General features: G+C 70.5%; 6 protein-coding genes and 2 pseudogenes. 3 read left to right on the top strand and 5 right to left on the bottom strand.

What is annotated here, in order from left to right:
- Positions 1-116 precede the first annotated feature (116 nt).
- A complete protein-coding gene (locus tag ACFY9I_RS28470) occupies positions 117-2,069 on the top strand; it encodes a hypothetical protein (protein WP_391006994.1) in 1,953 nt (650 codons plus the stop codon).
- Positions 2,070-2,197: 128 nt separating this feature from the next.
- A complete protein-coding gene (locus ACFY9I_RS28465; RefSeq protein ID WP_391006715.1) occupies positions 2,198-2,890 on the top strand; it encodes a TetR family transcriptional regulator in 693 nt (230 codons plus the stop codon).
- Between the two features lie 34 nt (positions 2,891-2,924).
- Here the strand turns inward: ACFY9I_RS28465 and ACFY9I_RS28460 are convergent, their stop codons facing one another.
- The 5 genes and pseudogenes from ACFY9I_RS28460 to ACFY9I_RS28440 all read right to left on the bottom strand — a co-directional run.
- Positions 2,925-3,281 carry a 5-carboxymethyl-2-hydroxymuconate Delta-isomerase gene (locus ACFY9I_RS28460; RefSeq protein WP_391006714.1) on the bottom strand — a complete coding sequence of 119 codons (357 nt, stop codon included), beginning with the start codon at positions 3,279-3,281 and terminating at the stop codon, positions 2,925-2,927.
- Between the two features lie 64 nt (positions 3,282-3,345).
- Entirely contained in the window at positions 3,346-4,950 is a 1,605-nt protein-coding gene (locus ACFY9I_RS28455) for a SpoIIE family protein phosphatase (RefSeq protein WP_391006712.1), read from the bottom strand.
- Positions 4,951-5,021: 71 nt separating this feature from the next.
- Positions 5,022-10,448 carry a pullulanase-type alpha-1,6-glucosidase gene (pulA, locus tag ACFY9I_RS28450; RefSeq protein ID WP_391006711.1) on the bottom strand — a complete coding sequence of 1,809 codons (5,427 nt, stop codon included), beginning with the start codon at positions 10,446-10,448 and terminating at the stop codon, positions 5,022-5,024.
- 114 nt (positions 10,449-10,562) lie between these two features.
- Positions 10,563-11,945, bottom strand: a complete 1,383-nt coding sequence (locus ACFY9I_RS28445) for an alpha-amylase family glycosyl hydrolase (protein WP_391006709.1) — start codon at positions 11,943-11,945, stop codon at positions 10,563-10,565.
- 228 nt (positions 11,946-12,173) lie between these two features.
- A pseudogene (locus tag ACFY9I_RS28440) lies at positions 12,174-12,407 on the bottom strand (aldo/keto reductase); the annotation flags it as partial.
- A 2-nt stretch (positions 12,408-12,409) separates the two neighbouring features.
- Here ACFY9I_RS28440 and ACFY9I_RS28435 point away from each other — a divergent pair.
- Positions 12,410-12,634: pseudogene (locus ACFY9I_RS28435) on the top strand (hypothetical protein); the annotation flags it as partial.
- Positions 12,635-12,698 lie beyond the last annotated feature (64 nt).

Below are 12,698 nucleotides of genomic sequence, written 5' to 3'. Positions count from 1 at the left end.
TTCGACCCCGAGTGGTTTGTTCTTCGGGTGCGGGTGGGTGGGGGCTGGTCGCGCAGTTCCCCGCGCCCCTGAATCATGGGGCGCCACCATCCGGCCATTCGCTCGTTTTGTTGAATGTGCAGTCACAGGATGTCGCCCCCCGTCCCCCATCCCCCCGCACCGCTCAGGAATCGGTCGTGGACGTCGAGACGGCGGAGGCCGCGCTCGTCGAGCACTACCCGCGTCTGGTGCGGCTCGCCTATCTGACGTTGCCACCGGGTCTCGGCCGGAACCGCCGTGTGCTGACGGCGCACGCGCTGACGCAGCGGGCGTTGCCCAGGGGACGTAGATCGGCGTCACCGATCCCGGCGCAGGCGACGGCGGCGGGCCGGGAGCGCAGTCCCGGGTACGCCTATGTGCGGCTCCAGGTGATCCGTACGGCCCTGGAGGCGGGTCACCCGCTGCGTCGCTGGGCCTTGCCGAAGCTCTCCCAGCTGCCGCCGCTGCTGCCACGGGTGTGGGGCCTGCGCCTCTCGCCGCGCTCGGGCGGCGCCGACGAACTCGCGCTGGACCAGCGGCTGTCGGCGCTCACCTGCCCGGCCCGCGCCGCCTATGTCCTGCGGGGCCTGGAGAAGCTCCCCGACCCGGCGATCAGGGCACTGCTCGACGAGGCCGGTGTCGACGACCCGACGGCGGCGCTGAAGGAGGCCGGCTCCGTCCCGCCGCAGCAGTACCCGCTCCTCGCCTCCCCCGAGTACGACCCCTGCTCCCTGCACGCCCGCCCCACGGATCTGATGCGCCGCCGTCAGCACACGAGGGCCGCACTGGCCGCCACGGCCGCCGTCGTCGTGTGCGGCGCGCTCCTCGGTCTGCCCGGGGAGGCGTGGGGGCCCGACGGCGCGGCGGCGCCCCCGTACGCGCGCAACCCGGCGGCGCAGGCCGCCCTCGATCCCGCCGAGCTGACGACGGCGGCGGCCACCGCGTGGCAGGCGACGGGACGGACCGACTTCGCCACCTGGCCGGCGCGCGGCGGCCTCACCGGCGACCAGGCACTGCTGCGGCGCGCCCTCGCGGTGTGGGCCCGCCCGGGCGAGTCCGTCCAGGTGGCGGTCACCCTCGGCACCCAGGCCGGCCCTCCGCCGGGCCCGCCGCAACTGCTGTACGCGGGCAGGGTCGACCACCTCAACGTCGTCCTGCTGTTCGACGGTCTGCGCATCGCCCGCTACGCCGAGCCCCTGGACGACCCGGGTACGGCCGCCCTCGACCTGACCCGGGTCGACGGGGCGACCGGCGCCGGTGCGAGCGCCCTGGTACTGGGGCGGGCCGACGGCAACGTCCGCTATCTGACGGCGCCCTGGGTGCGCGAGGCGGCCGTACGGGATCTGGCCGAGCCCGACGCCGAGGCGCGGACGCTGGCGCTGTCGGAGGACGGGGTCACGTCACCGTTCGCCAGCCCGGCGGTGCGTTCCGGGAAGTGCCGGTCGTGGGACGTGCTGCACCTGACCGACGCGAGGGGAGGGACGTGGTCGCTGACCGACCTGGCGGAGGTGACGCCCGCCCATCTCACCGTCGGCCGCCCGTCGACCGGGCGTGGCCGTGACGCGTCCGCCGCCCCCGCGACCTGGTCGCCGTTCGCCTGCTCGCTGGCCGCCGTCCGCTCGCAGGGGGTGCGGACCGTGAACGCCTGGCAGTTCGCCCGTCAGCCGCTCCCCGACGGCAGTGGCACGGCCGACTGGGTGTGCACCCGTACCGAGACGTGGCGAGGCGTGGGGACCCGGGCGATGACCCAGTTCGACACCGCGTCCGGCGCGTATGTCACGGCGGCCGCCGACGAGGTCCCCGCCTGCGGCCCCGCCGACCCCCATGTGCTGGCCGTCGCGCCGTGGAAGTCCGCGACCGGCGAGTCCTACCTCCTCGCCGCCGGAAGCAAGGACACCGTCTCCGTCGAACTGAGCGGCGGGGCGAGCGGCTCGGCTCCGGGCAATCTCCTCGCCGTACCGGCCGAGGAGGGTGCGCAGGCGGAGTTGAAGGGCACGCTGGCGAACGGCCGGGAGATCGAGGCACTGCGGTCGACACTCCGGTCGCCGTGATGAGGCACCGGGTCGGGCGCCGCCCCGGTCGCCGTGATGAGGCACCGGGTCGGCGCCGCTCGACTCGTCCGAACACGCATACGCGATCCAGCCCCTCGCAGGCTGGAATCAATCGGTAAGGTGTTCGCATGCGAACCGGTGCGCGCCGCAGGATGGGTGTGGAGGAGCGGCGGCAGCAGTTGATCGGGGTCGCCCTGGAACTGTTCAGCCGGCGCTCGCCCGACGAGGTCTCCCTCGACGAGATAGCGTCGGCGGCGGGCATCTCACGCCCGCTGGTCTACCACTACTTCCCGGGCAAACTCAGCCTGTACGAGGCGGCGTTGAAGCAAGCCTCCGACGATCTCGCGAACCGTTTCGTCGAGTCCCGCGAGGGTCCTCTGGGCGCCCGGCTGCTCCGGATGACACACCGCTTCTTCGACTTCGTGGACGAACACGGTCCCGGTTTCTCCGAACTGATGGGGGGCGGCCCGGCTGTCGGCTCGTCCCGGACCAACGCCCTCGTCGAGGGCGTACGCCAGGCCGCCTATGTCCAGATCCTTTCGCACCTCGACGTCGACACCGCGCCCGCCCGTCTGGAACTGGTCATCCGCTCCTGGATCTCCCTCGCCGAGTCCACCGCCCTGCTGTGGCTGGACGGCCGCCGCATCCCCCGGGACGAGCTGGAACTCCAACTCGTCCATGACTTCGCGGCCCTGACGGCGGTGAGCGCGGCGCAGGACGCGGACATGGCGGCCCTGTTCCGCAAGATGCTCGCCGACGAGCCCCGGGAGGGCCCGTTCAGCGATCTGGTAGGGCACCTGGTGAGCCTGGCCGACGCCTAGAGACGATCGCCGGCAGTTCGCGGCCCCCTCGGTCCTAGATCTCGAACTTCCGGTATGAGGGGTCGAGGTCCCGCACCTCCGCCGACGCGTGGAAGGTGAGCCCCTCCCCCACCTTCACATGCTCCCGCAGCAGCCCGAGGACGTTCTCCGTCAGCGTCGCCTTCGTCTCGTCGGTCCGTCCCGCGAGCAGTCCCAGCGTGACGTGCACGATCGCGTGGCCGGTCGCCTCGGGGCCGACCGTCGTGTCCTCGGTGGCCCGGAACTGCGTCTTGCACGCCTCCGGCTTCGCGGCGGCCGTCCGCACGACCTCCTCGTGCAGGGCCTTGGCGAACGCCGGCCGGTCGAACCCCTCGGTGAGTACGGCGGAGTGGTCCACGGTGATCTGCGGCATGGGGCGCCCCTCTTCGGCAAGGTCGACAACGGCAAGGTCGACAACGGCAAGCAACCAGGTCAGCCTAGCCGCAGGCCCGAAGTGCGAGCATCGCGATGTCGTCCTCACGGTCCCTGCCGAAGCAGTGCAGCAGGGTGTCGCAGAGGGCGACCGTGCCGAGCGGGGCGTCGGCGGCGGCCGTGCGCAGATGCTCCAGCGAGAGGGAGAGGTCGATGCCCCGGGTCTCCACGAGCCCGTCCGTGACCATGAGGAGCCGGTCGGTCGGCCACAGCACCGTCTGCGTGGGCTCGGGCCGTTCGAGGCCCAGTCCCAGCAGCGGCCCGGCGGCCTTCACATACGCGGCCTCGCCCGACTCACGGACGATCAGCGGCGGGATGTGGCCCGCGTTGGCGACCCGTACGCGCCCGCTGTCCGGCTCGACGAGGGCGAGGCAGACGGTGGCGGTGACATCGGGGTGGTAGTGCTGGAGCATCCGGTCGAGGCGATGGGCCAGCGCCGCGGGGTCGGACTGTTCCACGCAGTAGGCGCGTAGGGCGTGCCGGATCTCGACCATCACCGTGGCCGCTTCCAGCGAGTGTCCGACGACGTCGCCGACGGCGGTGAGGACACCGCCGGGGGTGGACAGCGCCGCGTAGAAGTCGCCGCCGATCTCGGTCTGGCGGGAGGCGGGAACGTATCGGACGACGACTTCGAGGCCGGGGAACTCGGGTACCCGCTGGGGCAGGAAGCTGTGCTGGAGGGTGAGCGCCACATGGCGTTCGACCTGGTACATGAGCAGGGGCTGCGCGGCCAGGGCGGTGGCCTGGGCGAGGCGGGCGACCAGCCCCGCGGTGTCGGACGCCGCGACGCGGGAGCCGTCCACGGGCGTGGCGACGCAGACGGGCGTGCCGCTCTCGGTACGGGCCAGGACCAGGCGGGCGTCGTCGGTGACGCCGGGCCGGAAGAACCCGGCCGGCCACAGGGGCGCGGGCACGACGGTGTCGTGCGGTCCGGGATCACCGTCCGTGATGCGGCGCAGGAGCCGGGCCACGGCCTCGTGCGCGCCGGTGTCGGGGAGGGTGGTGCGCGCCCTGGCCCCGGAGGTGCCTCTGTAGAGGTGGCCGTCCTCGCCGAGGACGAACACGGCGGCGGGCGACCTGGTGAGCCGGGCCGCGCCGTCGGCGGCGGCCCCGGCCAGTTCCTCCAGGGTGCGGGCGGCCTGGACGTCGACGATGGTCTCGGACAGCAGGGTGAGCCGTCGTACGAGGGCCTCGGCGCCGTTGCGCACCCGGGCGCCGCGCACGGCGGCGCGGACGACCGCCTGGATCTCCTCCGGTTCGGCGGGGACGGTCAGATAGGCCTCGCCGCCCGCGTCGAGGCCGCGGCAGCGGTCGATGGGGGCGACGGCGGCGGCGGAGAAGTGGACGACGGGCAGGGCGGCCATCGGGGGCTGGGACTTGAGGCGGCGGCAGAGTTCGAAGCCGCTCATGTCGGGCAGACCGACATCGACGAGGGCTACATCGGGCAGGACACCCGAGCGGAGCCGCAGGTCGAGTTCGGCGAGGGCCTCGCCGGCGCTGGCGACGGGGACGACGCTGTGCCCGGCCCGACGCAGCACCGCGCCCATGGCGTAGCGACTGGCGGCCGCGTCGTCGACCACCAGAACCGTGCTGCTTGCTTCGTCGGCCATGGGACTCAAGAGGACTCACTCGGCGCTCAGACGGTGCGGGCCGTCCTGCCCGCACCATCCAAGCTAGCGCCCTACCGGTCGGATCGTGCGAATACTGCGACGGTCCGCCCCGGAACGACGAACGTCCCCGATTCCGCTTCGTAGGAGGAGTCCCGGACGGTAGAGTCCGCGCCCTCGGCCTGCACCGGGTGCAGTGCGTAGGCCGTTCCGGCGAGGTCCGTCACCGACTGCTGCCTCCTCCCGGGGGTCGCGTTGAAGACGACGACCAGGTCACCGAGCTCCATGGTGATCACACCGGGTGTCTCGTCCGTACCGGACAGCGGGAAGGACAGTTCCGACTGCACCCGCGCCGCCGTGCCGAGGGAGAACACGTCCTCCGTCGTACGGATCCGCAACAGGTCCCGGTACGCGGCCGAGGCCCCGTCGATCTGCTCGCAGCCCACCCCGACCGAGGTCAACAGGGGCTTGGCGTAGGGCCACTTGGACTGGTTGTCGGCCGCGACCGGCAGTCCGCGCCCGAAACCGTTGCCGTCCCGGCAGTCCCAGTGGATCGCGTTGAACCAGTCGCCGCTGTCGTAGGAGTTCCGGTCGAGCGACTTGGAGCGCAGCAGGTCGGTGCCCGCCTGGGAGAGCGCCGGGCCCTGCGAGAGGGCGGCCGTCGCCAGGGCGAGGACCTGCATCCGGGCCCGGTCGTCCGCGCTCGTGGACTTGGGCAGCTTGAAGGCCAGGGCGTCGAACAGTGACTCGTTGTCGTGCGCGTCGACGTAGGCGAGGGCGTCGCCGGGTGTGTCCGCGTATCCGGCGGCGGCCCCGTTGTAGTCGACCTCGGAGCCCTTGACCTCCCTGCCGCTGCTGTCGGTGAACCGGTAGTGCGCGAGGCTGCCGGTCAGTCCGACCTTGATGAGGTCCTGGTAGTGCAGCAGGCGGGCCTTCTGCTCGGCCGGAGTTCCGTTGCCCTGCGCGGAGTTGGGGTCGGTGAAAAGGCCGGAGGCGAAGCCCTGGACGCCCGGGTCCTCGTCGAACGGGCCGCCGCCGCGCACGGCGTCTCGGGCCCGGTCGGAGAAGGTCGCGACGCCCGTCCCGGCCATGTTCTTCTGCGTGGCCTGCTCGAAGCGGGCGCCGTCGGCGACCTCGCCGAAGTTCCAGCCCTCCCCGTACAGGATGATCCTCTTCCCGTCGACGCCGTCCTTCCTGAGCGTCAGCGCGTCGAGGGCCTTGCGGACGGCCAGGATGTTGGCCTTCGGGTGGTGGCCCATGAGGTCGAAGCGGAATCCGTCGACCTTGTACTCCCTGGCCCAGGTCACCATCGAGTCGACGACCAGCTTGCCCATCATGGTGTTCTCGGGCGCGGTGTTGGCGCAGCAGGTGGAGGTGGCGACCGAACCGTCGGCGAGCAGCCGGTGGTAGTAGCCGGGGACCACCTTGTCGAGGACGCTCCTGTCGGCCTGGCCGCCGGCCGGGGTGTGGTTGTAGACCACGTCCAGCACGACCCCGAGACCGTCGTCGTTGAGCGCCTTCACCATCTTCCGGAACTCGACCGTGCGGCGCGTGCCGTCCGGGTCGGTCGCGTAGGAACCCTCCGGGACGGTGTAGTGGTACGGGTCGTACCCCCAGTTGAACCCGTCCTTCGCGGCGGCCTTCGCCACGCACTCCTGCTGCTGGTCGGAGTCGCCGGCGTAGGAGCCGAGGTCGCAGTCGACGCTCGTCTGGTCCGCCTTCTTCTCGGGGATGGTGGCGATGTCGGCGACGGGAAGGAGATGGACGTACGACGTGCCCGCCTTCGCCAGCGCGCGCAGGTGCCTGGAGCCGGCGCTGCCCTTGTCGGTGAAGGCGAGGTAGGTGCCCTTGTCCTTCGCGGGCACGGTCCTGTCGTCGATCGAGAAGTCCCTGACGTGCAGTTCCTGGATCTGCGCGTCCTGCAGCGGTACGGCCTTCGGCTTGGTGTACGACGACCAGCCGGTGGGCGCGAGCGCCTTGTCGTCCAGGTCGACGACGAGGCTGCGCTCGGAGTCGGCGGTGAGGGCGACGGAGTAGGGGTCGGTGACCTTGTTGGTGACGACCTCGCCGACGCTCGGCGCCCACACCTTGACGACGTACCGGTAGGGCTTGTTCTTCCAGGACTTGGTGCCGGTGACGGACCAGACCCCGGTGGTGTCGTCCCGTTTCATGGGGAGGTTCCGGCCGTCGAGTTCGAGGGACACGCTCTGCGCGGTGGGCGCCCAGACGGCGAGCGTGGGACGGCCGTCGCGGAAGACCGGGCCGAGGTCGGCGTCCGATCCGTCGTGCAGGTCGTCGAGGACACCGGCGATCTGGACGCCCGTCGCCGCCGACACGGCTCCGTTCGCGGCCCGTTGGGAGGCCACGACCTGCCCGCGCAGGGCCTCGCGGACCCGGTCGCGGTCGCGGGGGTCGACGGTCCACGCGGTGTACGACCTCAGATGCGGGAACTTGGCTTTCTGGGCGTCAGTGAGCGCCGACCTGGCCAGGCGCAGCCACCGCTCGTCGGTGCTGGTGAGAATGCCGTCCTTCGCCGTGATCGAGCCGGTGCGCGAGTACAGCAGCTGGGTGGAGGCGGCGGTGTCGTCGCCGTTCCAGGCCACGGTGTTCCGGTCGATCCAGACCGCGTTGGAGGTGGTGAGGTCGAGCGCGGCGGCGGACCCGGCGGGCTGCGGGAGGAGGTACTTCTCCTGTCCGCTCAGCAGCCACACCTCGTGGCCGTTGGCCTTGAGGTCGAGTGCCTGGTCGGTGGGGAGGTCCTTCTCGTCGCCCTTGTGGATGAGGTAACTGAGGCTGGTGGCCCCGTCGGTGAGGGGCACCTCGAAGACGGCGCCGTAGGCGTCGGTCCGCACCGGCTCCAGGGGCTTCGACCAGTCCGTGGGGTTCGCGGCGCCGGACCAGACGTGCAGGCCCCAGCCGTCGTGGTCCCCGTCGGCGCGGTGGTAGTGGAGGACGGCCTTGGTCTTGTCCTGCTCGGGGTAGTCAGCGGCCGGTCTCTCCGTCAGTACGGCCTCCTTGCCCTGCTCGACCCAGATCTCGCCCGTCTTCGTCACGTCGATCGAGCGGTCGGCGGAGACGTCCTTGGTGCCGTCCTTGTCGATGACGAGGTAGTCGACGCCGGTGGCACCGGGCTTGAGCTTGACGTAGGCGAAGGCGCCGTACGCGTCCCGCCCGACGAAGTCATGGCCGTCCGGCCAGGTGGTCTCCTCGCCCTCGGCGATGTCGCCCCAGGCGTACAGCCGCCAGTCGGTGTAGTCGCCGTCGGCGCGCTTGTAGTGGACGATCACGTGGTCGCGCGAGGAGGCGGTGGGGACCTCGGGAGCGGTCGGGGTGCCCGTGGTGGACGTCGCGGTGGCGCTCGCCGTTCGTCCGGTCCGGTCGATCACCACTGCCTTGTACCGCAGGGCTGTTCCGGAGGGAACGTCCTCGTCGATGGTCTGGGTGACCTTGTACGGGGGGTGGTCGGCGGAGCCGAGGGTCTTCCACCTGCCGTTGCCGGTCTGGGCGGCGAAGACCACCCGGTTGAGCTGTCCGCCGTCGACATCGGCGGTGAGCTCGACGGTGCCGGTGGCGCCGGTGGCCGGGGCCTTGAGGGTGAGGGAGGGCTTGGTGGCGGGCTGGGCGAGGGCGCCGGCGGCCTTGAGGACGACGGCCGAGCGGGCGGGGACGGTGACGGTGACCTGCTTGTCCGTACCGCTCGTCACCTTGCCGTCGGTGCCGTAGACACCCTTGAAGGTCATACGGGCCGATCCGGTGGCGAAGGTGGCCTGCTCGGCGTGGTCGGCGTTGTTGAAGGCGACGACGAACTCGGTGCCGGTCCGGGCGTCGGTCCGCGAGAAGGCGTAGACGCCGGGCCCGTCGGCCGCGTGGCGCTCGGTCTGGACGCCGTCGGCGAGGGCCGGGTTGGCCTTGCGGAGCTTGGCGAGCGCGCTGATCTGCCGGTAGAGCGGCGCGCTCGTGTCGTACGCGTCCTCGGCGTGCGTACGGTCCGTGCCCAGCAGGTCGTCGTCCAGGTAGTCGGCGGTCTTCGAGGCGAACATCGTCTGGCGGGCGTCCTTGTCGCCGCCCGCGCCGGTGAAGCCCTGTTCGTCGCCGTAGTAGACGACGGGGTTGCCGCGGCTGAGGAACATCAGCTCGTTGGCGAGCCTGTCCTTGGCGAGCAGTTCGGCGTCGGAGGCCTTGGGGTCGTCCTGCTGGAGGAAGGTCCCGATGCGCCCCATGTCGTGGTTGCCGAGGAAGGTGACCTGCTCGTAGGCGTTGGCCTTGTCGGTCGTGTACCTGTAGTCGTCCCCGAAGACCGAGGCCAGCCTCTTCGCACTGCCGCCCTGGGAGGCGTACGAGCGTGCCGCGTCCTGGAAGGGGAAGTCGAGTGTGGAGTCGAGGCGGCCCCGGGTGACGTACGGGGAGGTCACGGAGGTGTCGGCGGAGTAGACCTCGCCGAACATGAAGAAGTCGTCGCGGCCCTTCTTCGCGGCGTACGCGTCGAGCGCGGTGGCCCACCGCGTCCAGAACTCCATGTTGACGTGCTTCACGGTGTCGATCCGGAAGCCGTCGATGTCGAAGTCCCTGACCCACTTCTCGTAGATCTTCTCCATGCCGGAGACGACCTCGGGGCGCTCGGTCCACAGGTCGTCCAGGCCCACGAAGTCGCCGTAGGTGGCGGATTCGCCGGCCCAGGTGGAGTCGCCCCGGTTGTGGTACATCGTCGGGTCGTTGAGCCAGGAGGGGACTTTGGTGTTCTTCTCGGCGGCCGGGACGACGGGGGTCCGGGGGAAGGAGTCCCGGTCGACGGTCGGGAAGTTCTTCCTCCCGTCCGCGTAGTCACTGTCGTCGAAGGGCTTCCCGTCCTTGGTCAGGTAGGGGAAGGCGCCCTTGGAGAGGTAGTCGTAGGACTTCTCGTCGTAGTCGACGACGTCGGCGGTGTGGTTGGTGATGACGTCGAAGAAGACCTTCATGCCCTTGGCGTGGGCCTTGGAGATGAGGTTCGCCAAGTCCTGGTTGGTGCCGAAGTGCGGGTCGACCTGGGTGAAGTCGGTGATCCAGTAACCGTGGTAGCCGGCGGAGGCGTTGGCCCCCGTCCCCTGCACGGGCTGGTTCTTGAAGAGGGGGGCGAGCCAGATGGAGGTCGTGCCGAGGCCCTTGATGTAGTCGAGCTTCTCGGTCAGGCCCTTGAGGTCGCCACCCTGGTAGAAGCCCTTGTCGGTGGGGTCGTATCCGGTGGCGAGGCGCGAACCGGTCAAGCCACCCTTGTCGTTCGCCCTGTCCCCGTTGGCGAAACGGTCCGGCAGGACGAAGTAGAACTGCTCGCGGGTGAGGTCGTGACGGGCGGCGGTCTTCGCCAGCTTCGCGTCGGACGGCGGTGCGGGCGGTGCGGCGGCTCCGGCGGCCAGGGGCTGGACGAGCCCCGTGGTCAGCGCGGTCACGGTGACCGCGCCGACCACGGCGGCCCGTCGGGCGTGGGCGGTTCGGCGCCTCGACGGCGTCGGCCATCTCGGTATCACGCATGGGCTCCTTGCGATGACGGCTCTGGTGGGTCCGACCCCGCGCGACCGTATCGCCGCCGAAAGTGTTTCAGCAAGAGGCTTGAAAGTAACGGTAAGGACTTACAAGTACGTTCAGCAGCTGGCCCTGCCCGTGTGGAGGGCGAGGGCGGTGTTGGGGCCGAGGGTGGCAGTGAACCGGCCGGAGCCGTTCACGGTGACCGTCGTGTTGTTCTGCACGTCGCAGTAGGTGCCGGCCGGGAGGGAGGTCTGGTACGTCCGGCTGAGGCTGCCCGACTCGTGGTTGATGGCGACGAAGCCCTTGCCGCCGCGCCCGAAGGCGATCGCGTCACCCCCGTTGTCCCACCAGTTGGTGACGGCCTCACCGCGGGTGGCGTTGCGGAAGCCGACCATGCGCGTGATCTCCGGCCAGGCGTGCTGGCACTTCCAGCCGTTCTGCCAGCAGGCGCCGACCGCACCACCGTTGGGCGGGCCCGCGTCGTGGTCGGTGAACTCGTAGCCGGAGTTGATGTCGGGCGCTCCGTACGGGTAGGCCAGCATGAAGACGTTGGCCAGCGTGTAGTTGGCGCCGTCCTTGTAGCTGAGGGTGGAGCCGTTGCGCTCGGTGTCGTGGTTGTCGACGAAGACGCCGGCGACGGAGCTGCTCATGTACCCCCAGCCCTCACCGTAGTTCTTCAGGTAGGCGAGGTTCTCGTTGTTGAAGACCCGCTTGAGGTCGAAGGCGTACCGGAACTCCTGTACGTCCCCGTTGCCCGTGTACTCGCTCGGTTGGACGGCCTCACCGCTGCCGTAGATGGCCTCCTGCTTCCAGTACACGGACGGGTTGTTCAGCCGCGACTTGATGTCGGCCAGGTCGGCGGCCGGGATGTGCTTGGCCGCGTCGATCCGGAAGCCGTCGACGCCGTACCCGAGCAGGCTGTTCATGTACCCGGCGATGGCCGACCGCACGTACTCCTCTCCGGTGTCGAGGTCGGCGAGGGTGACGAGTTCACAATTCTGGACGTTTGCGCGGTTGGTGTAGTCGCTGATGGCGGCGGTGCAGTCGTCGAAGTCGAAGGACGAGTACAGGCCCGGGTAGACGTACTTCGTGTACGACGAGCCGCCGGTGCCGGTGCCGCTCCCGGCCGACATGTGGTTGACGACGGTGTCGACGACGACCTTGACGCCGGCCGCGTGACACGTGTCGATCATGTTCTTGAAGGCGGTGGCGTCCCCGAGGCGCCCGGCGATCCGGTAGCTGACAGGCTGGTACGACGTCCACCACTGCGCGCCCTGTACGTGCTCGGCGGGCGGCGAGACCTGGACGTAGCCGTACCCGTTCGGGCCGAGCGTGTCGGTGCACTCCTTGGCGACGGAGGCGAAGTTCCACTCGAACAGGACGGCGGTCACGTCCTTGGCACCGGGCGGCGAGGCGTACGCGCTTCCCGTGGGCACCGCGAGCGCGATCGACGCGCCCGCCGCGAGAGCGAGCGCGCCGGAGAGAGTTCTGCTGGCCATGTGTGGGGTCCTTCTCCGTTGAAGGGGTCCGAATGAAGGGGTCCGAAGGGCTGGAGGTCCTGGGGAGTCCTCGACAAGATCCGTTGCCAGTTCTTGCTGCAAGATGGCTGAAAACTTTCAATCGTCAGGAAGGTACGAGTCCGCTTGTCGCACGGTCAACCCTCCGGACACACCCTCTTCACGTCCCCGGAATCTCTTCACGGGGTGGGGTGTTGGAGCGGGACGGCCTCAGGAGAGGTCAAAGAGATCCTCCGGGGTGAGGGTGATCGATGCGGCGGCGGTGTTCTCCTCCAGATGGGCGAGAGAGCCGGTACCCGGGATGCCCAGCGTGACGGGGGGGGAGGCGGCGAGCAGCCAGGCCAGGGCGATCTGCGGGACCGTGGCGCCGTGTCGTTCCGCGACCCTGGTGATGCGGTCGCCGGTGAGATCGATGAGGCCGCCGCCGAGCGGGAAGAACGGGACGCGACGCCGAGAGCCGGAAGGCCCTGCGCGCACTGGGTTCCGGGGCCACCGACGAGACCGCCGCGCGCCACCTCGGCATGTCCACGCGGACCTACCGCCGCCGGGTCGCCGGACTGCTCGACACGTTCGACGCGGGCTCCCGTTTCCAGGCGGGGGTGCGGGCGGGTGAGCTGGGCCTGAGCGGTCGGCTCGTCCTGCCCAGGACGGGGCCCGCCGCGCGGAGCTGAGGGCCCGTTGCCGCTCTCGGCAAGCAGGAGGGCCCGCCACCCGGGGCCGGGTGGCGGGCCCTCA

The sequence above is a fragment of the Streptomyces sp. NPDC012510 genome (assembly GCF_042955065.1).
Taxonomy (GTDB): Bacteria; Actinomycetota; Actinomycetes; order Streptomycetales; family Streptomycetaceae; genus Streptomyces.
This window is presented reverse-complemented; position numbering and strand designations above follow the sequence as displayed.

Excerpts from the sequence above, each read along its gene's own strand:
- ACFY9I_RS28460 (WP_391006714.1), bottom strand. The coding sequence starts at position 3,281 with ATGCCGCAGATCACCGTGGACCACTCCGCCGTACTCACCGAGGGGTTC.
- ACFY9I_RS28445 (WP_391006709.1), bottom strand. The coding sequence starts at position 11,945 with ATGGCCAGCAGAACTCTCTCCGGCGCGCTCGCTCTCGCGGCGGGCGCG.
- ACFY9I_RS28465 (WP_391006715.1), top strand. The coding sequence starts at position 2,198 with ATGCGAACCGGTGCGCGCCGCAGGATGGGTGTGGAGGAGCGGCGGCAG.
- ACFY9I_RS28455 (WP_391006712.1), bottom strand. The coding sequence starts at position 4,950 with ATGGCCGACGAAGCAAGCAGCACGGTTCTGGTGGTCGACGACGCGGCC.